A 24,705-nucleotide genomic window follows, 5' to 3' on the forward strand; every position below is an offset into this window, starting at 1 on the left:
GGCTCCCGCGCATCCGGCGGCAGTGGCATGAAGGTCATTCTCCGATATGATCGTGCCATACGATCGCGCCATGCATCGTGTGGTCGTCTTGGCGCTCGACGGGGTCTATCCGTTCGAACTCGGCATCCCGCAACGCGTTTTCGGCGCCGCGGAGCGCCGCTACGAGGTGGTCACCTGCACGGTCGACGGCCACCCGGTACGCACGTCCGCGGACTTCGCGATCACCCCGGACCGGGGGCCGGAGGCGCTGGCCGACGCGGATACGGTGGTCATCCCCCCGTACGCGTCGGCTCCGGCCTCCTCGCGGCTCCCGGCTCCGGTGGCGGACGCGCTCGCGCGGATCGCGGTCGGAGCGCGCATCGTGTCCATCTGTACCGGCGCCTTCACGCTCGCCGCGGCCGGGTTGCTCGACGGGCGCCCCGCCACGACGCATTGGCAACTGGCGGACCGGTTCCGGGAGTTGTTCCCCGGCGTGGCCTTGGACGCCGATGTGCTGTTCGTCGACGACGGCGACGTCCTCACCTCGGCCGGGGCCGCGTCCGGCCTGGATGTGTGTCTGCATCTCGTACGCAAGGACCACGGCAGCGAGGTGGCCAATCACGTCGCACGCCGGTGCGTGGTGCCGCCGTGGCGGGACGGCGGGCAGGCACAGTACATCGAGCAGCCGGTGCCCGAACCGTCCACAGCGGGGACGGCGGCGACACGGGAGTGGGCGCTCGGACGGCTGGACGAGCCGCTGACGCTGACCGACCTCGCCGGGCACGCCCGGATGAGCCTGCGGACATTCGCCCGCCGGTTCCGGGCCGAGGTGGGGATGAGCCCGGGGCGGTGGCTGATCCAGCAGCGGGTCGCGCGGGCGCGGGAGTTGCTGGAGTCCAGCGACCTGCCCGTCGAGCAGATCGCCGCCAGGGTCGGATTCGCGACGCCCGCGTCACTGCGCCGGCATCTGCACGCCGCGATCGGCGTCTCACCGCAGGCGTACCGCCACACCTTCCGCACCACGGGCGCCTGCTGACCTCTTCCGGGCTGCCGCCTGCCCCCTCACCTCTCCTCCCCCTCCGGCGGCGGAGGCGGCTTCGGTGCGCCGCGCGGTGGGGCGATCTTGTCGTACGTCACCGGGGTGCCGGGCGTGGTCACGGCCGCGGCGGCGGGGACCTCGGCGGGCGGGAGCAGGGCGTCGCGGTGGGCGCCCGGGTCCCAGCCCGTCTCCACGACCCGCTTCTGGACGACGACGGCCCCAAGGAGGACGGCGAGGCCGATCAGCAGCATCAGGGTGACGCCACCGGCCTCGCCCGCCTTCGCCGCGTACCCGATGAGCGTGCCGAACCACCCGAAGTCCGCGTCACCGAACGTGGTGTTCTCCTCCCCGAAGGCGCCGAGGACCTTCAGGAGCAGCGCGGGCAGGAAGGTGATGAGGACGCCGTTGACGAAGGCACCGAGGGCCGCGCCGCGGCGGCCGCCGGTCGCGTTGCCGTAGACGCCTGCCGCGCCACCGGTGAAGAAGTGCGGGACGAGGCCCGGCAGGACGAGGGCGATTCCGAAGGCGGGGTGGAAGATCCAGGCGAGCAGGCCGAGGCTGACGAGGCCGCCGATGAAGCTGGAGATGAAGCCGACGAGGACGGCGTTCTGCGCGTAGGGGAAGACGATCGGCGCGTCGAGCGCGGGCACCGCCCCGGGCACCAGCTTGCGCGCGATGCCCTGGAAGGCGGGGATGAGTTCGCCGAGGATCGTGCGGACGCCGAAGAGGATCACGGCGACGGCGATGCCGAACTGAAGGCCCTGCATCACGGAGTGCATGACGTAGTCGCCGACGCCTCCCGCGCCCGCCGCGCCGTTCTCGCCGAACGCCTTGAGAGCGGCCTTTTTGCCCACCTTGCCGAGGAAGACGAGGGACATGATGACGTAGATCAGCACCATGGACAGGGCGGTCGCCACCATCGAGTCGCGCAGGAACCGCAGCCCTTCGGGGAGGTTCATCTCCTCGGTGGAGCGGCTGCGGCGCCCGACGAGCCGGCCCGTCGCGCCCGCCGCGATGTAGCCGGCCGTTCCGAAGTGGCCGATGGCCACGTTGTCGTTGCCGGTGACACGCTTCGTCCAGGGGTGCGCGAAGGCCGGCATCGCCACCAGGAGGATGCCGAGCAGGACGCCGCCGACGACGACCACGACCCAGGACGTCTGCCCCGAGATGGCGAGCACCATGGTCAGCAGCGTCGCCATGAACAGCATGTGATGGCCGGTCAGGAAGACGTAACGCAAGGGTGTGAAGCGGGCCAGGAGCAGGCTGACCGCGAAGCCGAGGATCATGAGCCAGGCGACGCGGGCACCGTACTGCTCCTGGGCGATGCCGACGATCGCCTCGTTGGTGGGGATCACGCCGTGCGCTCCGGTGGCGCCCTGGATCATCTCGCCGAGCGGGGCCAGGGCGCCGACGACGAGGGTGGCGCCCGCCCCGATCAGCAGGAAGCCGAGCGTCGCCTTGATGGCGCCGCCGACGATCTGTCCGGCGGACTTCCTCAGCGCGATCAGTCCGGCGGCGGTGATGAGGCCGATGAGGTAGGCGGGTTGGCTGAGGATTTCGTCGACGAGGAACTCGGCGGTCGACACGAGCCAGTCCATGGTGGTTTCTCTCTCCTTGCCCGGGCCGTCAGACGTCGTACGTGTCGCGCAGGACGCGGTCGGCCTCGGCCGCGCTGGTGAAGTCCTCGACGACCTTCACCGGGATGCCGACGTCGCCGAGCATCCGGGCGACCTCCCGCGAGGTGAGGATGGCGACGGCCTCGTTCACCTTGCCCTTGGCCGAGATGGTGTCCGTCGCCTCGACGGTGACGTACCTGCTCCACCCCCAGCGGTCCAGGACGCCTTCGAGGGTCTGTTTGAGGAACAGGCTCGTGCCGACGCCGTTGCCGCACACGGTCAGGATCTTGTGCGGGTCGCCGGTGTCGCGTACCGCCGCCTGCCTCGGGCGTGCGCCCTGAGGTTCGCCGGACAGGAGGGCGTGCACGGCCCGCGGCGTGGGGGCCTCGCGCAGGGCGCGTGCGGTGTCGGGGTCCGCGAGCAGCCGGGCGAGCGCGCCCATCGCCGCCGTGTGCTCGGAGGCGTCCTTCGCGGCGAGGCCGACGACCAACCCGACGGGGTCGTTGGTCTCGTGCCCGAACTCCACGGGCTCGGCGAGCCGCACCCACGACATGCCGGTGCCGAGGACCGCCGGCGAGGGGCGGGCGTGCGCGAAGGCGAGGCCGGGGGCGATGACGATGTACGGCCCGTTCCGCTCGACGTTCTCGATCATCTCGGCGGTGTACGTGTCCGTGGCGGCGCCGGTCGCGACCATCAGGTCACCGGCGCGCCGGACGGCTTCGCGCCAGTTGCCCGCCGGGGCGTCGAGGAGGACGGCTTCCGCGGGGAGGATTTCGTTCAGCGCTGCCATGCGCGTGATTCTCGCCGACGCACGCGGGCCCCGACGAGGTGGCAGGTCGCGGTCACTTTCCGTAGGCCTGCAGGAAGACGTCTGTCGCATGGGCCGCGACGGTGTCGGGGTCGGCGTCGGGGCGGTACTCCAACGGGCCGGTGAGGAGGGAGAGGAAGTGCTCGGCGGCGACCTCCGGGTCGCACGGGCGCAGGCGGCCGGCGAGAGCCAGGCGGGCCAGGCGGTCAGCGAGGGCGGACCGCACCCGAAGCGCTGTGCGCTCGCGTACGCGCACCGCCAGGTCCGGGAACTGAGCCGCCTCGGCGCAGGCCAACTGCCGTACGGCGCGGGCGTCCGGGGCGCTGAACGCCCGCGTCAGGCCGCGGGCCACGGTCGTGAGGGGCGCGCGCGGGTCGCTGTCCGCTGGAACCTCGCGCAGCTGCTCGACGACGGCGAGGCTCTGCGCGCCGATCCGGTCAGCGGCGACCTCTACGGCCTCGCGGTAGAGGCTCTCCTTGTCGTTGAGGTGGCTGTAGACGGTCGGCTTCGCGACGCCCGCCTCCTGCGCGATCTCCTTCACGCACGTCTGGGCGTAGCCACGACGTGCGAAGACCGCGAACGCGCCGTCCAGGATCGCCTGCCGCCGCTCGATCCGTCCACGGGCGGTACGTCCGCCCCCCGTTGACACTTCTGAACCCATGGGTTCAGCATAGCGATTGAACCAGTAAGAAAGAATTTCTGAACCAATTGGTTCAGATACAGACATCAGAAGGGTGGGACAGGGTGATCGTCCACATGCTGCGCTTCACGTTCAAGGAGACCGCGACCGAGGAGGATCGCGAGCGCGTACTCGCGGTGATGCGGCGCACGGCCGCCGTCGAGTCGGTCTCGTTCTCGACGGTGGGCCAGAACCTCGGAGATCCCGAGGGCTTCACGCATGCCTCCTGCGTGGGCATCGCCGATATGGCGGCCCTGCGTCGCTACATGCACGACCCGGTCCACCTGGCCGGCGACCCGCAGATCATGCCGCACCTGGCCAGGATCGCCGTCGGCCCGGACCTGTCCGACGACATGACGCCGACCCTGGCCGAGGACACGCTCGCCTTGCACGAGGAGAAGGCCGCGCTCTACCCCGAGTGGGCCGCCGAACTCGGCCCGCTACTGGCGGCCTGAGGGCCCGTCCCGGGCGCGCTGCTCAGGGCGTTGGCGGTGATGACGAGGGCGCCGTTGATGTCGCCGACGAGCCCGGACCGGCTGCCGTACATGAAGCCCACATCGGCGAGGCGGCCACGGTAAGAAGTCCTTGCCGTACAGGCGGCCGCTGTCCAGGGCCAGGGGGACCAGCAGGGCGATGCCGAGCATGAGCGGCACCTGGACCGCGAGGAAGAGGGAGACGCGGCTCAAGGAGGCCCAGAACTAGTCGCCCCGCAGAGCCTGTTGGTAGTCGACTGCACGGCCGTGTTCGCGGCCGACGACCAGATGGCGCTCGGTCTGCTGCGGTCGCTGCGCGAGCGCGGCCGCGAGGTGCCGGAGGATGTCAGCGTGATCGGCTTCGACGACATCCCCGAGTCCGGGTCGTTCCTGCCGCCGCTCACCACCGTCCACCAGGATTTCGCCGAGGTCGGGCGGCGCTCTGTGGCGGGGGTGCTGCGCCAGGTCCGCAGGGTGAGGCCGAGCGCGGCACGACGCTGGTGCCCACGCGGCTGGTGCTGCGCGACAGTACGGCGCCGCCGCCCTCCCGGTAGCCCCGGCCCCGGCTGCCGAGAGGGACGGGCACGATGGCCGGCTAGCGTCCCTGAAGGCGTGCCGCCGCGTCCCTGATGGCGGGCAGCCGGGCGGTCAGCGCGGCGCCGGGGCAGTGCGTGGGGTAGCCGTCCGTGTGGCCCGCGACGGTGGGCAGGACCGCGTCGGTGCCGACGGGGAACCGGCTCATGTTGTGGCTGGAGACCAGCAGCGCGGCGCCGCGCGGGTCGATGCCGGCGAGGCCGAGCTTCCAGGCGGCCAGGGCCGCGATGGCGTCGGCCATGGCTCGGGGCACCGGCGTCCCCGCGGTGAACGTCCCGATCGCCGCGACACCCGCCGAGCGCTGGTTGAACCCCTGCGTGTGCGCCCCCACGACCGGCCGCTCGGCGCCGCCCGCACGACCCTCGTACAGCGTGCCGCAGCGGTCCACCAGGAAGTTGTAGCCGATGTCGTCCCACTTCCGGCTGCCCGCCTGGCCCGCGTGCAGGGAGCGGATGATGCGGGGCGCGTCGGCGCAGGAGTAGCGGTTCGGAGAGTCGGTGTGGTGGACGAAGAGCGCCTCGACCCGGTCGGCGTAGCGGGCGGGCGGCGGCTCGGGCGTGCCCGGCGCCAGCCAGGCCTCGCGCGGCACGATGCGCGGGCGCGCCGCCCGGAACGCCGTGGCCGCCCGCCGCGCCGGGACCGCGGCGGCGGGCATCACGGAACGGCGCCCGGAGACGACCGTCGACGTGGACACCCTGCCGTCACCGGCTGAGGCCGCGGACACGGCGGGGTCGATGCCCGCCGCACACACCAGCAGGAGCCCGAGGGCGGCCGTGCCCGGCACCCAGCACAGCACGACGCGCACGGCGCGGGGGACGCGATGCGCGGTGGGTGCGGGGAGGACACGCATGGCACCACTCTCCCCCGGGCCCGGCGGGCGTGCCCTTCGGCTACGCCACATGGGGCCCCGCCCCCTGGCTTCGACTTCCGTGGGCCGTGGGCGTTGGGCGTCGGGCTCCGGAGAAGCGCCGGCACCGTCTGTCAGGCCGGGGCGCCGCGCCGGAGTCAGGCGGGCGATCTCCTCCTTGATGTGCCGCCTCCGCGTCCGTTCAAGGGGATCAGCGTCTCCAGACGGGCACCTTTGACCCAGGCTCCCAGCAAGTCGCGGTGGAGCGCCACGATGTTCTGCCGCACGGCCAGACCCAGCGCGGCCTTGGTGAACGTGCGGCCGGTCGTGACGAACAGAGCGACATCCGCGCCGTGCTCCAAGCGGGCGGTGCCGACGAACATCTGCATGTCCTGTGAGGAGACGCTGCGGTGCGGCGCGTATTTCTTGCACTGTATGACCACCTTGCGGCCATCGGTGAGATAGCCGACGACATCGGCTCCCAGGTCGCCGCTCTTGCCGCTGACGATGACGTTTGTGCAGCCGTCCCGGCGGCACAGGTCCGCGACGTACCGTTCGAATTCCTGCCAGGAGAGGGCGTCGACCTCCGCCATGGACAGTTCCCGGGCCCTGGCCTCCTCGTCCGCCCGCCACTGCCGGTCACGCCCGACCGCGTGACGGTGCGTGCGCCACAGCGCCCACCCTGCGCCGCCCGCCACGACCAGGGCGAGCATCGCCACGAGTACGGGCCACACCGCCGACCAGTTCCCCGCCACCCCCAGCACGGCGACCGCGACCGCCGCCCCACCCCAGCCCTGCACCTGTTGGCGCGTGCGCCGTTTCGACCGCCGGCCTCGCCGTCGTGCCGCCACCAGTCCCCCGCTCCCCCGCTCCCCCAACCTGTGACCCGCAGTGTGAAAGGCCTCCCCGGATCCGGCAAGAGGGCCTCGGCGGTCCCCTGGGCCGAAGGGGCCGCACGGCTCACGGCGTGCCCGACGAGTCGCGTGACCGAACAGCGAACAGCACACAGGGCAGCGCGGGGGCGGGCGGTGGACGCGGACGAGCTCAGCCGAACTTGACGAACGTCGGGAACGGCGCCGCGTATGCGTCGGATTCCCGGGACCCGAGGAACCTGCTGGCCGACGTGCAGCTGCTGTTCGTGTAGAGGCGGGCATCCGTGTCGGTGTCGTTGGTCGCCTGGCGCGCGCCGCCCGGGATGGCGACGCACGGACCGGTCGGCGTCGAGCCGAGGAAGGTCTCGGCTCCGGTGTCGGCACGGGTGTAGAAGAACGTCCCCTCCGCTGCCTGGGCCGGCGTGGCCATACCGGGCGCCGCCATCAGCGCCGCCGCCCCGGTGATCACGGCGATCTTCGCCGAACGCCTCAGTGCACGCATGGTCGGAGTTCCTCTCCTCGAAGGGACCGCTGGTTTCGGAGAAACCCACCAGCTGAACAAACGTCTCTCGCTTCCCCGGGGAGCGAAATCCCCCACAAGAGGGGCACAGCTGCGGTCGGCCCCCCGAGCGGGCCGGAAAGAACGCCCGGGTGGACAGAACGCCCGGACGGAAAGACCGAGCGGGCCGGCCGGGGCGCTCCCCCGAAGGGGTGCCCCGAGCGGCCCGCTCGGTGGTGGAACGGCTGTGTCACCTGCCGACAGGCTGGAGCTCCCGGTCGGTCTCCACCTCGGGCGAGGCCGTGTCACCGAGGACCCTGTGCAGCTTCTCGCCCTCCACATCGACGTTCGGCAGTGCCTTGTCCAGCCAGCGCGGCAGCCACCAGGCGGACTTGCCGAGCAGCGCGAGCACGGCGGGGACGATGGCCATGCGGACGACGAAGGCGTCGAAGAGGACGGCGACGGCCAGGCCGAAGCCCATCATCTTGATCATGTCGTCGTTCTCCATGATGAAGCCGGAGAAGACGCTGATCATGATGATCGCGGCCGCGGCCACGACCCGTCCGCCGTGGGTGAAGCCGGTCACGACCGACTCGCCGGGGCTCGCCCCGTGGACGTACGCCTCGCGCATCCGGGTCACGAGGAAGACCTCGTAGTCCATCGCGAGTCCGAAGACCACGCCGATCATGAAGATCGGCATCATGCTCATGATCGGGCCCGGCTGGTCGACACCCACGATGTCCGCGAGCCAGCCCCACTGGAAGACGGCGACGACTGCGCCGAGCGCGGCGGCCACCGAGAGCAGGAAGCCGAGCGCGGCCTTGAGCGGGACCAGGATCGAACGGAAGACCAGCATCAGGAGCAGGAACGCGAGGCCGACGACCAGGCCCAGGTAGGGCAGGAGCGCGTCGTCCAGGGTCTGCGAGAAGTCGATGGTCATCGCGGTCTGGCCGGTGACCAGGATCTCGGAGCCGGTGTCGGACCCGATGTCCTGGGCGCTGGAACGGATCGACTTGACCAGTTCCTCGGTCTCGTGATCGCTCGGCCCCGTCTCGGGGACGATGTTCATGATCGCGGTGTTGTCGGCCTTGTTGGGCGTGGGGGGCGTCACGGCGACGACGCCGTCGACCTTGGCGAGCTTCTCGCCGACGGTCTTGGCGGCCTCGGCCACGCCGGAGTCCTTGCTGACGGTGACCATCAGCGGGCCGTTGGAGCCCGCGCCGAAGGACTCGGACAGCATGTCGTACGCCTTGCGCTGGGTGCTGTCCGGCGCCGCCGTGCCCTCGTCGGGCAGACCGAGTTCGAGGCTGGTGGCCGGGACCGCCACCGCGCCGAGGCCGACGACCGCGACGAGCAGGACGGCGAGCGGGCGGCGCAGCACGAAGCGTGCCCAGCGGGTGCCGAGCTTGGGCTTGGCGTTCGGGTCCTGGAGCTCACTCGTGGACTTCTTGCGGTCCTTGCGGCGCAGCACCTTGCGGCCGGCGAAGCCGAGCAGCGCCGGGATCATGGTGAGCGCGATGAGGACGGCGACGACCACGGTGCCCGCCGCGGCCAGGCCCATCTTGGTGAGGATCGGGATGTTGACGACGGCGAGGCCGGAGAGGGCGACGACGACGGTGAGCCCGGCGAACACCACGGCGGAGCCCGCGGTTCCGGTGGCCCGGCCCGCCGCGTCCTCCGGTGTGCGGCCCTCGGCTATCTCCGCCCGGAAGCGGGAGACGATGAAGAGGGCGTAGTCGATGCCGACGGCGAGGCCGATCATCATCGCCAGCGTGGAGGTGGTGGCGGACAGGTCCAGGACGCTGCCGAGCGCTCCGATGGAGGAGATGCCGATGCCGACGCCGATGATCGCGGTGAGCAGCGGCATGCCCGCGGCGACCAGCGAGCCGAAGGTGAGGATCAGGACGACGGCGGAGATCGCGATGCCGATGAGTTCGGCGCTGCCGCCCATCTCCTGCTCGGCCATGATGGCGTCGCCGCCGGTCTCGACGGTCAGGCCCGCGTCACGGGTCTCGTCGGTGGCCTTGGTGAGGGCGTCGCGCGACTTGTCCGTGAGTTCGGGGGCGGCGACCTTGTACGTCACCGAGGTGTAGGCCGTGGTGCCGTCCTTGCTGACGGTCTTCGCCTCATACGGGTCCTCGACACCCGCGACCTGCGAGCCCTTGCCGATGGTGGCGACCATCTTCGCGACCTCGGCCTTCGAGTCGGCGGAGGTGATCTTCTGGCCCTCAGGGGCGCGTATGACGACGCGGGCGCTTGCGCCGTCGGCGCTGGCGTCGGGGAAGCGCTTCTCAAGAAGGTCGAAGGCCTTCTGCGACTCGGTCCCCGGCATCGAGAAGGAGTCCTCGGGCGGGGCGGGAGCGGTCGAGGCAGCGACGCCCGCACCGACGAGGAGCGCCACCCAGAGCAGCGCCACATAACGGCGTCGCCGGAAGGCGAGGCGGCCTAGTTTGTACAGGAACGTAGCCACGGCGAAGGGGACTCCCGTCGGGTTGGGCAGGCAGGAAACGACCCCCCCGGTACGTGCGATCGCCGCACGTCAGGGGGTCCAGCAGGATGCCTCTCCATACTCACCGCCGATCCGGAGGCGGAAGTCCGCCTGCGAGTCGGACTATCGGCCCACGGTCGCTGTACTGCGTGCGGTGGAGTGTCATCCCCTGGGAGGAGAGCCGAGGACGTCGTCTAGGCCACAGGGTGCAGTCACGTGTCAACGGTTTCGTCGTCATTGGCGCGGAATATTCGGCTCCCCTTCACCGCGCACTTGCAAGATGTCCCGATGTGCCCGCGGGCCGGGACACCCTGGTGCGGGCCGGTGCGGTGTGGTGCGGCCCGGTCCCGTACGGTGCGGCCCGGTCCCGTGCGGTGCGGCCCGGTCCCGTGCGGTGCGGCCCGGTCCGGTGGTCGGCTTGTCGCGAATGCGTGTAGACGACTTCCCCGCCATGCGGATGGCCAGTTTCAGCCGTCAGCTCTCGGAGCCGTCAGCCCTCGGAGTCGGCGGTCCGCAACGGGCGGAAGAACTCCCGCAGTTCACGCGCGACTTGTTCGGGCTCCTCGTACGCCATGAAGTGGCCGCCGTTGCGCGGCGTGCTCCAGTGGCGCAGGTCGGTGAAGACGCGCTCGGCGAGGCTCTTCGGGAAGTCCCGGTTGGCCGGTTCATGGCTGAGGGTGACGGCGCCGGGGACGGAGATGGGCGGCACCGGCCTGTTGTGGCGTACGTAGTCGTAGTACTGCCGGAACGACGAACCGATGCTTCCGGTGGACCAGTAGAGCGTGGCGACGGTGAGCAGGGTGTCCCTGTCCCAGCGGGCTTCGAGGTCGCCGTCGCAGTCGCTCCAGTCGCGGTACTTGTCGATGATCCAGGCGAGCAGTCCCGCCGGGGAGTCCCGCAGCGCGGCGGCGATCGTGTCGGGCCGGGTGCACATGATCTCGCTGTACCCCTGGTCGTCGAGGTCGTACGCGGCAAGGTGGTCGAGGTAGGCCTGCTCCTCGGCGGTCGGCGGATCCGCGTCGAAGTCGGCGGAGACCACCGCGGAGGTGATATGCACGCCGGCGACCTCCCCGGGGAAGCGGGCGCCGAGCCACTGTGTCACTCCTCCCCCGATGTCGCCGCCGAAGGCACCGAAGCGCCGGTAGCCGAGGGCCTCGGTCATCAGCGCGTGCCAGATCCCCGCGACGCCCTCGCGGGTGAACGTCCCCGTGGGCAGCCCGGAGTGGAGGAAGCCGGGCAGCGAGGGCACGACCACGTCGAAGGCGTCGGCGGGGTCGCCGCCGTGGCTGCCGGGGTCGGCGAGCCGCCGGGCGAGGTCCAGCATCTCTACGTAGCTGCTCGGCCAGCCGTGCGTGAGGACCAGCGGCAGCGGGGCGGGGGCGTCTTCGGGGCGCGCCGCGCGCAGGTGTACGAAGTGGACGGAGGTGCCCGCGACTTCGGCGATGCGGTGCGGGTGGGCGTTGAGCGCGGCTTCCGCGGCACGCCAGTCGAAGCCGTCCGCCCAGTGGGCGACGAGGTCGCGCAGGTAGTCCGGGTCGGTGCCCGCCGCCCAGTAGGTCGGGTCGGTGGCCGTGGTGAAGAGGGTGCGTCGCAGACGGGTGCGCAGGTCGTCCAGGACGTCGTCGGAGACGCTGATCCGGAAGTCGCGGACAGGGGCCTGCACAGACGTGGTGTTCAAGGGTGTTTCGTTTCCTTCGCTCAGGAGTGTTCGATCGCGGTGGGCGGTTCTCCTGGGCGGCGCGGCCTGGCGGTGTTCCGGAGGAACAGGGGTCAGGCGCGGACTGCGGCCAGGAGGGCCCGGCAAGGGTGCTGCGTGTGCTGCATGGTCATCGGGCTCACCTCCTGGTTTTTCGCGCGGGACGCGTACGTCTCCGGCGACTATACACACGTACTGGCGTACGTCACCCGGGAGTTGACGTGCGCGGACGCGCCGCCAGGTGGTCGACAGGACCTTGTGGAGGCTGTCGCCCGGGGCGGCCCGGCACAGCGGCGATCCGGAACGCATCGGCCACGACACGGGCCCCAAGCCCTGTTCACCCGCCCCCGCCTCAAGCTCCGGCTGCCCCCACGCACCTGCGAGTAGGGTCCTTCGACATGAGCACAACACCGCCCGGGCGACGCCGGGTCAGCCTCCGCGCCGCCGTCGGAACCGCGGCGGCCTTCAGCGCCGCCGCGTTCGGCGCCGGATTCACCCTCTCCGCCGACCAGAGCGGCAGCGCGGGCCCGGACAACATCGTCGTCGAACACTCGGTCGGCCCTCGCCACGGCACCGGGAACCAGTCCATGACCGGGGACCCTTTGCCCGGCGTGTGCACCGGGCCTTCCGCGACCATGGGAAATGCCGCAGCCGTGCGGGAGGACGCGCTCTCGACCGCCTGCCAGTTCATCCGTGACGGCCGGGCCAAGGACACCGAAGCCGCTGTCCAGGCGCTGCGGGACGCCGCCCGTGTTCTGGAACGGGGCCGCCGGTGAACACCTCCCGCCGGGTCACTCCGCGCCGCCTCGGCGCCGCCGCCACGATCTACGGGGTCTTCGTCGCGGGCTGGTACCTGGGCCAGCCCGTCACCCCCGAATGCCACATCGACCAAGCCGCCCTCGACCGGGTCATCGAGGAGTACGAAACCGAAGCATCCCCCACCCCCACCCCTACGCCGACGGCGTACCCGTCACCATCCGTCTCGAAGTCCCCCCTCCCGCTCGACCCGACGCCGAACCCGTCCTACGAGCAGCTTGAGGGCGGCGACGCCACACTGACCAGGACCGTCACCGCTTACGCCGCCGCCTGCACCAACGACATGAGCGAACGCCCCCGCATCCGCGCATGGTTCGAGGGTCACGGGCTGTAGAAAGGTGGGGTTGGCGGGGCGTGACCTGGTATGGCCACCGACGCGGGCGCAGGCCTCATGTCGTGCGACACTCCCCGGATGCCTGCCTGGACAACCGTGCGCCGCCTCGGCGCCGTCACCACTCTGTACGCCGTGTTCCTGGCCGGATGGTGGCTGGGCCAGCCCGTGCGCTCCGACGGCTGCCTCGAAGACCGGTTCACCGCCAGGGCAGGCGGTCGTCCCGCACCGGTGGAACCGGCCGATCCCGGCCGGTACTTCAAGAACCTCGACGTCGACTTCGGTCTCCTCGACTGGGTCGACGACATGGACGGCCACCGCGACGGCGAATACGGCCCCAGCGACTACGGGCACGACCTGCGGGGCGGGTCCGAAACGTACGTCACGTCCGGCGCCGCCTACGCTCCTTGCTCCTACAAGAAGCGCGCCCGCCTGCTCGCGTGGATCAACGGCGACTGGGGCTGACCCCGCACGCGCCTGCCGCACGGGCACGGCCGGACAAGGCCGCCGCCAAGGTCACAGTGCTGCGCTGTCTCCCAGGGCGGTCACGTACTCGTCCTTCCACCCCCAGGCCGCCCACGGCCTGATCCGTCTCTCCTCCGCCGCGGACGGACGGGCAGTTCGGCTCGCGGCGGGTGGTGCGAACACGGCCTAGGACCGAGGTCCGAGAGGGGCACGTCCGGGGGCCCCTAGTCCGCCTCCCGCTCCCCCACCACACTGGTCCCATGAACATCGAACAGACCGACGCCTACTTGCGGCGGATCGGCTCCGCGCGCCCCGCCGCCCCCACCGACCAGGCATTGCACGAGCTGCACCTCGCCCATCTGCGCGCCATCCCCTTCGAGAACCTCTCGGTCCACCTCGGTGAGGAGATCGAGCTCACCGCCGAGGCACTGGTCGCGAAGGTCGTGGACGCGCGCCGCGGCGGCTTCTGCTACGAACTCAACGGCGCCTTCGCCACCCTCCTGACGGCCCTCGGGTTCAACGTCACGCTGACGCAGGCCCGGGTGTACGACGGCACGGGGCGGCTCGGTATCCCGTACGACCACCTGGCGCTGCGCGTGGGCACGCGGGACGGCGGCGACTGGCTCGCGGACGTCGGTTTCGGCGCCCACAGCCATCTGCCGCTCGCCTTCGGTGAGCGGGGCGAGCAGGCCGACCCCGGCGGCACGTTCCGTCTCGTGGAGACCGCCGAAGGTGATCTGGAGGTGCTCAAGGACGGCAAGCGGGAGTACCTGCTCGACCCGCGTCCGCGCGCGCTGCCCGATTTCAGGATCGGTGCCTGGTACCACCGCACCTCACCCGACTCCCACTTCACCCGCTCCCTGGTCTGCTCGATCGTCACGGACGACGGCCGGCTCACCCTCAGCGGCCGCACCCTCACCGCCACCGTGGCCGGCGAGCGGCACGTCACCGAACTGACCACCGAGGCGGAGGTGCTGGCGGCGTACGAGCGGCACTTCGGCATGCGCCTGGAGCGGGAGCCGAGCGTTCGAAAGCCAAGCGTACGGAAAACCGGGTGACCGTGTGGCGATGAGTTCCGGGCGGTGCGACGGTCCCTCTAGAGAGCGCCGCAAGGAACACCACCGAGCGCCGCAGAGCGCGGACAGTCCGGCGCGTACGCGACAGGAGAGTGCCATGCCCACGATCACACCCTGCCTCTGGTTCGACACCGAGGGCCAGGAGGCGGCCGAGTTCTACGTCTCGGTCTTCCCGAATTCGGAGATCAAGAACATCTCGTACTACGGAGAAGGCGCCCCGCGCCCGGCCGGCACCGTGCTCACCGTGGAGTTCGGGCTGGACGGCAAAGAGTTCATGGCGCTCAACGGCGGCCCCGAGTTCACCTTCAGCGAGGCCGTCTCCTTCACGATCGACTGCGCCGACCAGGAGGAGGTCGACTACTACTGGGCGAAGCTCTCCGAAGGCGGCTCGGAGGGGCCCTGTGGGTGGCTCAAGGACAAGTACGGCCTGTCCTGGCAGGTCGTGCCCACCGCGCTCGTCGAACTGCTGGCCGACCCGGACGCCGAGCGGGCCCAGCGCGCCATGCAGGCGATGCTCGGCATGAAGAAGCTCGACGTGGCCGCGCTGCGGGCGGCGGCCGACGGCAAGGCCTAGGGACGCGGGCCGTCACCTCCAGCGGGCCCTCACCTTCAGCAGGCCGTGACCTCCAGCAGGCCGTCGACCCTGGGACCGTCATCCCCTGCGGGCCACCACCAGGCGCCACCGGGGGCTGCCGTCAGGGCGGCGCCCGAACTCCTCCAGGGGCAGCAGCGACACGTCGAACCCGGCGTCGACCAGGTCCTTTCGTACGTCGCCCAGGGCGAAGGTGCGGTAGTACATGACGAACCGGGGCCGCCACAGCAGGTTTCGCACGCGCATCATCCCGTCGAAGCCGAGCAGGGCCCAGTGCCACGGGGACGTGACGGGCTGCGGCGCGCCGATCGGGAAGGCGAAGAGGCCTCCGGGGCGCAGCGCCCGGTGGACGCCGCCGAAGAGGGCGGGCCGCTCGGCGGGCAGGAAGTGGCCGAACGCCCCGAAGCTGACGGCCAGGTCGAAGCCCTCGGTGAACGGCAGCGCCCGGGCGTCGGCGCGCACCCATTCGACCGCCGGGCCGCCCACGCCCGGCCTGCGCACTGCCCGGTCGGCGGCGGCCAGCATGCCCGCGCTGAAGTCCACGCCGGTGACCCGCTCCCGGCACAGCGGCAGCAGCGTCTCGACGCCGGCGCCGGTCCCGCAGCACACATCAAGGCCGGCTTTGAAGGGGCCGAGCGGGCGCAGCGCCTCGGCGGTCGCCTCCAGGATCCGGTCAGGGGTGCGGAACGGCGTGTGGTCGAACTTCGGGGCGAGCAGGTCGTAACCCCGCTCGATGGAGGAGAGCGCCTGAACGGCCAGCTCGCGCAGCGTGGGACCCTGGGAGGAGAACATCGGCTCCAGGGTAGCCAGGGAGGCGACCCCAACGACACGGGCGGCGCGGGCGATGCGGACGATGCGGGCGGCGTGGACGGACGGCACCGTGGCCGGTTACCGCCAGGGGGGCTACCGGGGGGCGGCACGGGTCGGGTAGAGGTGCACGTCTGCCTCGGATTCGTCCCTCACTCCCGGAGGTGCTCCATGGCCACAGAACGGCACAGGACAGCGACCGCGTCGGGCAAGACCCGGTTCGACGACATCTACGACCAGCCGGACCCGCGCGCCTACTTCCGGACGCTGGCGCCCTACGAGTACGAGATCCCGCACCACGCCCAGGCGATCTTCCGCCGCACCCGGGAACTGCGCTCCCAGCTGCCCGGCAGCGAGGGGCCCGTGACGGTCCTGGACGTGTGCTGCTCCTACGGCATCAACGCGGCGCTGCTCAACCACGACCTCACGCTCGCCGACCTGTACGCGCACTACACCTCGGCCGCGACCGCCGCGCTCACACCGCAGGAACTCCTCGCGTGCGACAAGGAGTTCTACGCCACGCGGCGGCGCCCGGACGCCACGCCGATGATCGGGCTCGACGCCGCCGCCAACGCCACGCGGTACGCGCTGGAGGCGGGTCTGCTCGACGAGGCGTACGCCGAGGACCTCGAACGGCATCCGCCCAGCTCCGGGCTGTGCCGCGCGGTCGCCCGCACCGGTCTGATCACCATCACCGGGGGGATCGGCTACATCTCCCACCGCACCTTCGACGCGCTGCTCGACTGCGCCAGGACGCCGGTGTGGGTGAGCGCGTTCGCGCTGCGGACCGTGCCGTACCGGCGCATCGCCGTGGCCCTGGCCGCGCATGGTCTGGCCACGGTGGCAAACGCCTCGCGGGCGTATCCGCAGCGGCTCTTCACCAGCGACCAGGAGCGGCGGGACGCCGTGCGGCAGGTGATCCTGGCCGGTGAGGACCCGACCGGGCACGAGTCCGAGGGCCGCTACCACGCGCGGCTGTACGAGTCCCGGCCCCATACGGGCTGACGCTCGCCCTCGCCGGCAGATTCCGGGCGCCCGGGGGCTCGACCGAAGGACATCCGCGGGCATATCGTGAGATCAATGGCCGACTCGGACGTCAGGGGGGTCGCCATGGTCGATGAGCTACTGACAGCAGGCGCCGCGGTCGCCTCGGGCTGCTTCATGTACGCGGTGGCGGCAGCCCGCGTGATCAAGCAGTACGAGCGCGGGGTGGTCTTCCGCCTGGGCCGCCTCTCGGGGCATGTGCGGGGTCCCGGCTTCACCATGATCGTTCCGGGCATCGACCGGCTGCGCAAGGTCAACATGCAGATCGTGACGTTGCCCGTGCCCGCGCAGGACGGCATCACGCGGGACAACGTCACGGTGCGGGTGGACGCCGTCATCTACTTCAAGGTCGTCGACGCGGCGAACGCCGTCGTGCAGGTGGAGGACTACCGCTTCGCGGTCTCGCAGATGGCGCAGACGTCCCTGCGGTCGATCATCGGCAAGAGCGACCTGGACGATCTGCTGTCCAACCGCGAAAAGCTCAACCAGGGCCTGGAGCTGATGATCGACAGCCCGGCCATCGGCTGGGGCGTGCAGATCGACCGCGTCGAGATCAAGGACGTGTCGCTGCCGGAGACCATGAAGCGGTCCATGGCCCGCCAGGCCGAGGCGGACCGCGAGCGGCGGGCCCGCGTCATCAACGCCGACGCCGAGCTCCAGGCGTCCAAGAAGCTGGCCGAGGCCGCGAAGGAGATGTCCACGCAGCCCGCCGCGCTCCAACTGCGCCTGTTGCAGACGGTGGTGGCCGTCGCCGCCGAGAAGAACTCCACCCTCGTCCTGCCCTTCCCGGTGGAGCTACTGCGCTTCCTGGAACGGGCCCAGCAGCAGCCCGCACCGGAGGTACAGCCCTCAGAGGGTCAGTACGCAGCTGGTCCCCGGACGGCCATCGAGCCGGACGTCGCCGGTGGCCACGAACCCGACGCGGGCGAGCACGGCCCGTGAGCCCGGATTGTCGTACGTCGTCACGGCGCGCAGTTCGGCGAGGCCGTAGACGCTGACGGCGAGGTCGAGGGCCTGTCGGACGGCCCGCGTGGCGAGGCCCTGTCCGGCGGCCCGCTCGGCGATGCGGTAGCCGAGTTCGGCGCTGCCGTCCGCCACGTCGACGAAGTTGACCCGTCCGAGCACCTCGCCCGCGTCGTCCACCAGCACGTGGAAGAAGCAGATCCCGGCCGCCTGCTCGGCGAGAAGAGCGCTGTGCCGGGCCGCGAAGTCGCGGAAGTAGGCGTCGCCCCGGTCGGGGACGGACGCGGCGAAGTACGCGCGGTTCTCCTCCTCGAAGGCGAGCAGCGCGGGTGCGTGGTCCGGCCGCAGGAGCTGGAGTTCGGCGTTGATCACGTCTCTATGCATGGCCGCACTCTACGTAGGTCCGTTCGGCCTCGGCCAGGCGGCCAACCGGGAGCGATGTAACCCGTGTTGACCGCCCGCCTCCTGCTACCGGCCGCCTCCTGCTACCGGCCGTCCAGGACCGTGCCGGTGATCGTCGGACCGGGCTGCGGCTCCCAGTTCTGGTCGTAGATGAACATCTGGGCCTTCAGCGACTCGGCCGGTTCGCGCACGGCGTCCTTGATGGTGGGGACGCGTACGTCGACGCTCTTCTTGCCGGCGGGCAGGACGAGGTAGAGGGACTCGCCGTCCACCATCTTGGAGAGCGCGCGTCCCGGCCGGGGCGGCTCACCGACTTCGTTTTTCAGCCAGCGCGGGTCCACGTCGAGCGTGGAGAGCTCGGCGCCGCCGTCGACCGGCAGGAAGGCGATGCCCACGCTGAGGTCCACGTCGACGGGTTCCGCGATTTTCAGCCGCCACTTCAGCGGCTTGCCCTCGGTGACGCGGTCGGCGACGGGCTCAACGGTGAGCTTCGGCATCGGGTCGTCATTGCGTGCCGTCACGCCGCCGTGGTGGGAGCCGACCACCGCACCGCGCACCGCCTTGACGAACGCGTCCTGCGCGAGGTCGTAGCCGTAGCGGGTGTCGCCCCGGACCTCCACCGGTACGTCGATGTCGTGGCCGCCCGGCCGCACCGTCACCAGCCGCGACGTGACCTCGTCGGAGCCGGGCTTCGGTGTGAAGAGCCGGACCTGGCCGCTGCCCTGGCCCGAGACGCGTACCGGAACGTGGTAGGTCCGCACCCCGGAGTTTCCTTCGTCGACGGTCAGCCGGCCGACGTCGACGCGGGGCAGGGCGGCCGCCTCGACGGCGGGTGTGCCGGGCGCCGGCCCCAGGCGTCCATCAGCCAGGCCTTGCCGGAGCGGCTGCGCGGGGTGAGTTCGAGGGTCTTCACCCGCTTGAGGTCCAGCTCGGCCTTCGCCTGAGCCGTCAGCGGCACACGGACCTCGCGGCCCCAGTAGGAGGCGGTTCGGCCGCTGCCCGGCAGCCCGTCGACCCGGGCGGTGCCGAGCTTCGCGCGGTGCCCGGCCTTGTCGACGAGCGTGACGTCGAGCCGGGTGCCCTTGCTGTTGGGCGGCACGATCACCCGCAGCGCCACGTCCTTGGCCCCGGCCAGGGAGACCGGGCGGGCGGGGCTCAGCCGGGCCGGGGTGCCCGGCCGTGTCCAGCGCATCGCCACCGCGTCCCGGCCGGGCTCCGGAGAGACGTCCCAGCCCGCGAAGTGCGGTGACGCGCCGGCCGCGTCGGGCGGCAGGCAGGCGCGGGCGGCGTCCGGGGACACCTGTGCGCAGAGCCGGGCGCCCTTGACCGTGGCCGAGGAGTCCGGCAGGAAGGCCTCCGTGCGGCGGGCGCCGACGGCGTGGGTCAGGACCCGCGCGGGGTCCGCCGAGGGAGCGCGCCGGTTCGAGCCGTCGAGGAGGGGGCGCGCCCGGTCGTCGCCCGCGACGAACAGCCGGGCCGCCGCGGCCATGTACGTGGCACCCGCGGTCTGCTGCTGCTTGGCGGTCAGGCGGGTCTTCTTGCCCGGGGAGCAGACGGGGTCGTCGCCGTCGGAGCCGAAGTCGTCCTCGGCGGGCGCCTTCGCCTGCCCGGGAGTCCATTCGCTGTTGAAGAAGTTGTGGTTGGCGCCGACCATGTACAGCGAGCTGTGCAGGGCGGTGCCCTTGCTGACGCGGCGCGTCCCGTCGACGTAGATCTCGCCCTGGAGGTCGGAGACGTCTCCGTCGCAGCCGGGCAGGATCGTCGCCGAGGGCACGTCCGGAGCCGGGTTCTGCCCGAAGACGGTGGGGCCTATCAGGACGTTGCCGCGTATCTTCCAGCGGACCGGACCGTGGTAGCCGTCCTGGTCGGCGGGCGGCGCGTAAAGGCTGTCGAGCGCGGCCCGGTTGACGCCCTCGCCGCCGCGTGAGTGTCCGACGAGGAGTACGCGCGACAGGTCGGCCGGGGCGACGGCGCGCACAGCCGCGGGGGCGTCGGCCTGCTTCTGTGACCAGTCCGCCCAGTGGGCGAGGTGCAGTCGCACGAGCGAGGAGCGTGCTTGTGCGCCGCCGTCCTCGGCGAGGTGGTCCTGGCCGTTGATGCCGTTGGCGGCGATGGACACGGTGACGTAGCCCTGGGAGGCGAGGAGCTTCTGGGCCCGCTGGTAGCCGTCCTGGCTCGGGATCGGCTTCATGCCGGCCTTGCAGGGCCAGTCACCGCTCGCAGCGTCCCCGGCGCCGTAGCAGGTGGAGTGACGGCCGTGCAGGAACAGCGCGAGCGGCCGCTTCCCGGGCGCGTCGGCGGGCCCGACCACGTCGGCCCGCATCTCCACCGGCTCCGGGAAGCCGGGCAGGCGCACGGACTTGAGGGTGTACTCGCCTCGGACGGCGCGGTAGCGGCCGGGCTTGCCGGGGTCCACCGCGTTGGCGGGCGGCAGGGCCACGGGAGAGGCGGAGCGCGGGGCGGTCGACTGCCGGCCAGCGCCGGCCTCGTCCAGGCGGCGCCCGCCGGCCAGTACACGCAGCTTCTTCGCCGGGCCGACACGCGTGCCGTTGAGCGGCAACCGGAACGAGCGGCCGTCCCGGGCGGCCACGGGCCTGCCGAGGAGCGTGTCCCCGGAGTAGAACTCGACCCGGGCGTTCCCCATGGGTACCGGCTCGGGCGAGGCCCACACCAGCTCCCTGCCGGTGTCCTCGCCGGCCAGGCGCCAGCCTTCGGGAAGGTCCTCGTCGCTGCCGGGCGGGGCGGACTTCGCAGGTGGCGGGGCATCGTTGGACGGCAGCGCGTGTGCCGCCCCCGGGGCCGCCGCCGCGAGCGCGAGTACCGCGAGCGCCGTGGTCGCCACTCGTGAGACGCGTCTCAAAGTGGTCCTCCTCCTCATCACTCTTCTCAGGGCACACAAACGAACTCATGTGCCCCTCTTGCCCCTTGGAGGACGGCAACCGGAGGCTTCGCGTTGCCTCGCGACGGGCCCTGTGTCCACGGCGGCGGACGACCTGCCAGGATTCGGTCATGCACATCTACGAAGAGCGGCTGAGCGTTCCCCGCTCCTGGTGGGCCCTGGTCGCGCTGGGCGGATTCGGACTGGGGCTCGGGGCGATTCCCTTCGGCGTGCCGGCCGCGGCGATCACGGCCGCGGTCGGCATCGCGGTGGCCGCCGCGATCGTGCACGCGCACGGCAGGGTGCGCATCCTCGTGACGCCGGGCTCGCTCGTCGTCGGCGAGCGGACCATCCCGATCGAGGCGCTCGGAGCCACCGAGATCCTCGACGAGCGGGAGGCCTTCGAGTGGCGCACCGTCAGGGCGAACCCGTACGCGCTGCTGCTCTTGCGCTCCTACGTCCCCACGGCCCTGCGCATCGAGTTGCGCGACTCCTACGGCGGCGCGCCGTACGTCTACGTCTCGACGCGGCAGCCCATGAACCTGGCGGCGGTACTGGCCTTCTCGCGGAGCTGACCGGGTGACGGCCCGTCAGGCGGCAGGCACGTTGGCCGCCTGACAGAGCGCCTGGCGGCAGGCGAGGGTCGCGGGGTGGGTGCTGCGGCCCGCCCGGACGGCGGTGAACAGGCGGCGGGCCCGCTGACCCCGTGGCAGCGGAACGAGCCGCACCGCCGGCGCAGGGTCGCCCCCCCCCGCGAGGTCAGGCAGGAGTGCCTCCGCATGGCCCTGCTCGACCAGGCGCAGGTGGAGTCGGAGATCGGGGGGCTCGAAGCGCACATCGGGTTCGAACCCGGCGGGTGCGGCACAGCGTGGTCGCCCAGCGCCGGGCCGCGCTGCCGGGCGGTTCCATGAGCCGGGGCCGCTCGGCGCAGGTGAGCAGCGCGGACCGGGTGCCGCGCGTGTGCGGCACGGAACCGGCGCCGCGTGTGTGCGGCGCGGCCTCGTCCGGCGCGTCGGGCAGGGCCGGGCGCAGGGGGTCCTGGCGGAGGTCTTCCTGGTGGAGCTCGGCAGGGCGGGGGCCGGGGTCGCCGGGGTATTCCTCGGCGACGACGAGGTCGACGTCGCGGGCGAGCAGCGCGGGCAGCGCGGTCTCCGATTCGGCCCGGGTGACGTGCACGCGCAGGGCGGGGTGCTCCTCGCGCAAAGGGTCAGCGCGGTCGGCACCAGTGTGAGGGCCGCGGTCCGGAACGAGGCGGTCCGCAGCGTTCCGGTCAGGCCGGAGAGCGAGGTGGCGATGTCCGCCTCGGCGCGTTCCAGGCGTGCGAGGACCGCCTCGGTGTGGGCGACGAGGATCTCGGCCTGCGAGGTCAGGCGCACGCGTCGGCCGGCCGGTTCGAGCAGCGGGACGGCCACCTCCCTCTCCAGGTGCGAGAGTTGCCGGGAGACCGAGGAAGGGCTGTAGGAGAGGGCCGAGGCGACAGCGGCGAGCGTCCCTCGGTGTTTCGGTCCGCGCCGGCTCCCCGCCGGGTTTCGTCGGCTTCTCCGAACATTATCGGTCGGAAACAATCGCTGGACCGAAGAGAGGGCGGCGCCGCAAGGTGGTCCCGTGATGGAACAAGAGGCTTACTCCGTGGCCGATTCCCCCGCCTCCCTCTCCTCGTCTTCCGCCCGCTCCCCGCTCCCTCGGCTTCCTTGGTTCGCGCGGTCCGCCGCGCGGTCGTGGACCTGCGCCCCGCCCCCGGTGGACGCCCGCGCGTTCCATGCCGCGCTGCCCGGTTACACGCCGACCGCCCTGCATGAACTTCCGCCTCTCGCCGACGAGTTGGGGGTCGCGCGAGTCTTCGTCAAGGACGAGTCGGAGCGGCTCGGTCTGCCCGCGTTCAAGGCGCTCGGCGCGTCCTGGGCGATCCACCGGGTCCTGGCGCGCCGCGAGGGCGGAGCGGCGGTGGCCTCCGGCGGCCCGCGGCTGCGTCTGGTCACCGCCACCGACGGCAACCACGGGCGGGCCGTGGCCAGAATGGCGCGGCGACTCGGTCAGCGCGCGCACGTCTTCGTCCCCGACGGTGTCCACCCGGCGGCCGTGGCCGCCATCGCGGGCGAGGGCGCCGAGGTCACCACCGTGGCCGGTTGCTACGACGTGGCGGTGCGCAGGGCGGCGGACGCGGCCGGGGCGCCGGGCGCCGTCCTCATCCAGGACATGGCGTGGGACGGCTACGAGGAGATTCCCGCGTTGATCGTCGAGGGGTACGCGACCCTGTTCGCCGAGATCGACATCCAACTGGCCGCGGCGGGCGCCGGTTCCCCCTCCCTCGTCGCCGTCCCGGTCGGCGTGGGCTCCCTCGCCCAGGCCGCCGTGGCGCACTACCGGGGCCGACAACCCGTCCCGGCCACCTCCGGCGAGGCGCCCGCCGCGCTTCTCTCCGTGGAGCCGGAGGTCGCCGCGTGCGTGCTGGCCAGCCTCCGGGTGGGGCGGCTGACCAGCGTGGACACCGGCGTCACCGCGATGGCGGGCCTCAACTGCGGCACGCCGTCGGCGCTGGCGTGGCCCGCGTTGCGCGACGGACTGGACGCGGCGGTCGCCGTCCGCGACGCCGACAGCGCGGTGGCCGTGCGGGATCTGGCGGAGCTGGGCGTCTCGTCCGGGCCGTGCGGCGCCGCCTCCCTCGCGGGGGTGCGCGCCGCCCTCACCGGTGAGGGGAGCGCCGGGCGCCGGGCCGATCTGGGCATCGGGGCCGCATCGACGGTCGTACTGATCAGCACCGAGGGCGCGGCCGCCAACCCCTTACCAGCGCGCGAGGACGCGGATTAACCGCTCCGGAGCGGTGATTTCCGGTCGATGCGGGTGGTCGAAAAAAGAACCAATTTCAGAAAGTTGCAGGTCACCCGGTCGTTGGCGTTTATACCAATGCCGATTGTCCATATGCTGGACAGGCGCCGCGCGGCCGGGCCACTACTTCTGAGCTGCCCGAACGCTCGTACGGGCACCGTCCACCGAACGCGCACATCCGGAAATCGACCATCCGTCTGGCACTCACTCTCCGCACCGGCAAGACTCCCCACCGCAGTCATCAACCGCAACCAGCGAAGGAGAGTCCACCATGCGTCGCACCCTCAGGACGATGGGAGCAACCGCCGCGGCGGCCACCTGCGTCCTCGCCGCGACATCAGGCACCGCGCAGGCCGAGGCTCCCAAGCCCACGAGCCTCTACGCGCCGTCCGCTCTGGTGCTCACGGTCGGCCAGGGCGAGGACGCCACCTCCGCGGCGGTCGAGCGCGCCGTGACACTGACCTGTGCGCCGCGCCCCGCCGGGACCCACCCGACGCCGGCCGCGGCGTGCGCCGAGCTCGCCAGGGTGGACGGGCAGTTGACCCACCTGGTGCGCAACACGTCCGACATCGTCTGTACCAAGGAGTGGCAGCCGGTCACGGTGACCGTGGCCGGTGTGTGGAACGGCAAGCACGTCGGCTGGTCCACCACCTTCGCCAACCGGTGCACGATGAAGGCGGGTCTCGGGGAGGGTGCCGTATTGACCTTCTGACGAGATCAGACCCTGATCCACACTCAGGGGAGTCCTGGTGACCTTTCGTGGGGGAAGGCTGCCGGGATGCGGGGCGGCCCCCGGTGTCCTCGGGCACCGGGGGCCGTAGTGTTCTCCGCGGCCGCCGTCTCGCGAGGAGCCCGAGCAACCCGACAAGCCATAGGAGTCCGCGGTGAATCCGCCCGACGCGCCCGCACCGTACG

Annotated in this window: 22 protein-coding genes and 4 pseudogenes; 13 read left to right on the forward strand and 13 right to left on the reverse strand. The window is 71.8% G+C overall.

Annotated features, from left to right (window positions below; translation table 11 throughout):
- Window positions 1-70 precede the first annotated feature (70 nt).
- The gene (locus ACOBQB_RS11795) at window positions 71-1,015 is read left to right on the forward strand and encodes a GlxA family transcriptional regulator (protein ID WP_423591235.1); all 945 of its coding nucleotides are present in this window, start codon (window positions 71-73) and stop codon (window positions 1,013-1,015) included.
- Between the two features lie 26 nt (window positions 1,016-1,041).
- Here the strand turns inward: ACOBQB_RS11795 and ACOBQB_RS11800 are convergent, their stop codons facing one another.
- From ACOBQB_RS11800 to ACOBQB_RS11810, 3 genes are read right to left on the reverse strand one after another with little or no spacing between them, the layout of a single operon-like run.
- Window positions 1,042-2,616, reverse strand: coding sequence for a PTS ascorbate transporter subunit IIC (locus ACOBQB_RS11800; RefSeq protein ID WP_423591237.1), 1,575 nt, complete (start codon window positions 2,614-2,616; stop codon window positions 1,042-1,044).
- Window positions 2,617-2,644: 28 nt separating this feature from the next.
- Entirely contained in the window at window positions 2,645-3,424 is a 780-nt protein-coding gene (locus ACOBQB_RS11805) for a PTS sugar transporter subunit IIA (protein ID WP_423591239.1), read from the reverse strand.
- Window positions 3,425-3,476: 52 nt separating this feature from the next.
- A complete protein-coding gene (locus tag ACOBQB_RS11810; RefSeq protein WP_423591240.1) occupies window positions 3,477-4,103 on the reverse strand; it encodes a TetR/AcrR family transcriptional regulator in 627 nt (208 codons plus the stop codon).
- Between the two features lie 83 nt (window positions 4,104-4,186).
- Here ACOBQB_RS11810 and ACOBQB_RS11815 point away from each other — a divergent pair, with 83 nt between their 5' ends.
- Window positions 4,187-4,576 (forward strand): Dabb family protein, encoded by a 390-nt coding sequence (locus tag ACOBQB_RS11815; RefSeq protein WP_423591242.1) that lies wholly within the window; start codon window positions 4,187-4,189, stop codon window positions 4,574-4,576.
- A 35-nt stretch (window positions 4,577-4,611) separates the two neighbouring features.
- Here the strand turns inward: ACOBQB_RS11815 and ACOBQB_RS11820 are convergent.
- Window positions 4,612-4,939 (reverse strand): annotated as a pseudogene (locus tag ACOBQB_RS11820) (hypothetical protein); the annotation flags it as partial.
- Between ACOBQB_RS11820 and ACOBQB_RS11825 the strand changes: the two are divergent.
- Window positions 4,850-5,148, forward strand: a pseudogene (locus ACOBQB_RS11825) (substrate-binding domain-containing protein); the annotation flags it as partial. The pseudogenes ACOBQB_RS11820 and ACOBQB_RS11825 sit on opposite strands and share 90 nt — an antisense overlap.
- A gap of 41 nt (window positions 5,149-5,189) precedes the next feature.
- Here ACOBQB_RS11825 and ACOBQB_RS11830 read toward each other — a convergent pair.
- The 5 genes from ACOBQB_RS11830 to ACOBQB_RS11850 all read right to left on the reverse strand — a co-directional run bounded on the left by ACOBQB_RS11830 (window position 5,190) and on the right by ACOBQB_RS11850 (window position 11,572).
- Window positions 5,190-6,038, reverse strand: coding sequence for a peptidoglycan recognition protein family protein (locus ACOBQB_RS11830; protein WP_423591244.1), 849 nt, complete (start codon window positions 6,036-6,038; stop codon window positions 5,190-5,192).
- Between the two features lie 155 nt (window positions 6,039-6,193).
- Window positions 6,194-6,886, reverse strand: a complete 693-nt coding sequence (locus ACOBQB_RS11835; RefSeq protein WP_423591245.1) for a restriction endonuclease — start codon at window positions 6,884-6,886, stop codon at window positions 6,194-6,196.
- A gap of 193 nt (window positions 6,887-7,079) precedes the next feature.
- On the reverse strand, window positions 7,080-7,409 hold the full coding sequence (locus ACOBQB_RS11840) for a hypothetical protein (RefSeq protein ID WP_423591247.1): 330 nt from the start codon (window positions 7,407-7,409) through the stop codon (window positions 7,080-7,082).
- 247 nt (window positions 7,410-7,656) lie between these two features.
- The gene (locus ACOBQB_RS11845) at window positions 7,657-9,876 is read right to left on the reverse strand and encodes an MMPL family transporter (protein WP_423591249.1); all 2,220 of its coding nucleotides are present in this window, start codon (window positions 9,874-9,876) and stop codon (window positions 7,657-7,659) included.
- A gap of 508 nt (window positions 9,877-10,384) precedes the next feature.
- Window positions 10,385-11,572 (reverse strand): epoxide hydrolase family protein, encoded by a 1,188-nt coding sequence (locus ACOBQB_RS11850; protein ID WP_423591251.1) that lies wholly within the window; start codon window positions 11,570-11,572, stop codon window positions 10,385-10,387.
- Between the two features lie 416 nt (window positions 11,573-11,988).
- Between ACOBQB_RS11850 and ACOBQB_RS11855 the strand changes: the two genes are divergently transcribed.
- From ACOBQB_RS11855 to ACOBQB_RS11875, 5 genes are all read left to right on the forward strand, one after another.
- On the forward strand, window positions 11,989-12,366 hold the full coding sequence (locus tag ACOBQB_RS11855) for a hypothetical protein (RefSeq protein ID WP_423591253.1): 378 nt from the start codon (window positions 11,989-11,991) through the stop codon (window positions 12,364-12,366).
- Complete coding sequence (locus ACOBQB_RS11860; protein ID WP_423591255.1) at window positions 12,363-12,740, forward strand: hypothetical protein; 378 nt, start codon at window positions 12,363-12,365, stop codon at window positions 12,738-12,740. Before ACOBQB_RS11855 ends, ACOBQB_RS11860 begins: the two co-directional genes overlap by 4 nt.
- Window positions 12,741-12,818: 78 nt before the next feature.
- A complete protein-coding gene (locus tag ACOBQB_RS11865) occupies window positions 12,819-13,202 on the forward strand; it encodes a hypothetical protein (protein ID WP_423591256.1) in 384 nt (127 codons plus the stop codon).
- A 260-nt stretch (window positions 13,203-13,462) separates the two neighbouring features.
- Window positions 13,463-14,260: an arylamine N-acetyltransferase family protein gene (locus ACOBQB_RS11870; RefSeq protein ID WP_423591258.1), complete on the forward strand. Its 798-nt coding sequence runs from the start codon at window positions 13,463-13,465 to the stop codon at window positions 14,258-14,260.
- A 115-nt stretch (window positions 14,261-14,375) separates the two neighbouring features.
- Complete coding sequence (locus ACOBQB_RS11875; RefSeq protein WP_423591260.1) at window positions 14,376-14,852, forward strand: VOC family protein; 477 nt, start codon at window positions 14,376-14,378, stop codon at window positions 14,850-14,852.
- Window positions 14,853-14,930: 78 nt separating this feature from the next.
- Here the strand turns inward: ACOBQB_RS11875 and ACOBQB_RS11880 are convergent, their stop codons facing one another.
- Entirely contained in the window at window positions 14,931-15,662 is a 732-nt protein-coding gene (locus tag ACOBQB_RS11880) for a class I SAM-dependent methyltransferase (protein ID WP_423591262.1), read from the reverse strand.
- Between the two features lie 186 nt (window positions 15,663-15,848).
- Here ACOBQB_RS11880 and ACOBQB_RS11885 point away from each other — a divergent pair, with 186 nt between their 5' ends.
- Together ACOBQB_RS11885 and ACOBQB_RS11890 are read left to right on the forward strand one after the other, a co-directional pair.
- Complete coding sequence (locus ACOBQB_RS11885; RefSeq protein ID WP_423591263.1) at window positions 15,849-16,682, forward strand: hypothetical protein; 834 nt, start codon at window positions 15,849-15,851, stop codon at window positions 16,680-16,682.
- Between the two features lie 105 nt (window positions 16,683-16,787).
- The gene (locus ACOBQB_RS11890) at window positions 16,788-17,663 is read left to right on the forward strand and encodes a slipin family protein (protein WP_423598426.1); all 876 of its coding nucleotides are present in this window, start codon (window positions 16,788-16,790) and stop codon (window positions 17,661-17,663) included.
- On the opposite strand, the gene ACOBQB_RS11895 is transcribed toward ACOBQB_RS11890, so the two are convergent.
- The gene (locus tag ACOBQB_RS11895) at window positions 17,571-18,068 is read right to left on the reverse strand and encodes a GNAT family N-acetyltransferase (protein ID WP_423591265.1); all 498 of its coding nucleotides are present in this window, start codon (window positions 18,066-18,068) and stop codon (window positions 17,571-17,573) included. The genes ACOBQB_RS11890 and ACOBQB_RS11895 overlap by 93 nt on opposite strands.
- Before the next feature lie 101 nt (window positions 18,069-18,169).
- Window positions 18,170-20,964 (reverse strand): annotated as a pseudogene (locus ACOBQB_RS11900) (hypothetical protein).
- Between the two features lie 131 nt (window positions 20,965-21,095).
- Here ACOBQB_RS11900 and ACOBQB_RS11905 point away from each other — a divergent pair.
- Window positions 21,096-21,539, forward strand: a complete 444-nt coding sequence (locus tag ACOBQB_RS11905; protein ID WP_423591267.1) for a DUF3093 domain-containing protein — start codon at window positions 21,096-21,098, stop codon at window positions 21,537-21,539.
- A gap of 15 nt (window positions 21,540-21,554) precedes the next feature.
- Here the strand turns inward: ACOBQB_RS11905 and ACOBQB_RS11910 are convergent.
- A pseudogene (locus ACOBQB_RS11910) lies at window positions 21,555-22,466 on the reverse strand (LysR substrate-binding domain-containing protein); the annotation flags it as partial.
- Window positions 22,467-22,572: 106 nt separating this feature from the next.
- On the opposite strand from ACOBQB_RS11910, the gene ACOBQB_RS11915 reads away from it, so the two are divergent.
- Together ACOBQB_RS11915 and ACOBQB_RS11920 are read left to right on the forward strand one after the other, a co-directional pair.
- Window positions 22,573-23,772 (forward strand): diaminopropionate ammonia-lyase, encoded by a 1,200-nt coding sequence (locus ACOBQB_RS11915; RefSeq protein ID WP_423591269.1) that lies wholly within the window; start codon window positions 22,573-22,575, stop codon window positions 23,770-23,772.
- 289 nt (window positions 23,773-24,061) lie between these two features.
- Window positions 24,062-24,502: an SSI family serine proteinase inhibitor gene (locus tag ACOBQB_RS11920; RefSeq protein ID WP_423591270.1), complete on the forward strand. Its 441-nt coding sequence runs from the start codon at window positions 24,062-24,064 to the stop codon at window positions 24,500-24,502.
- The last annotated feature ends 203 nt before the right edge of the window (window positions 24,503-24,705 follow it).

It is taken from the genome of Streptomyces sp. G5(2025), assembly GCF_049542075.1.
Taxonomy (GTDB): Bacteria; Actinomycetota; Actinomycetes; order Streptomycetales; family Streptomycetaceae; genus Streptomyces.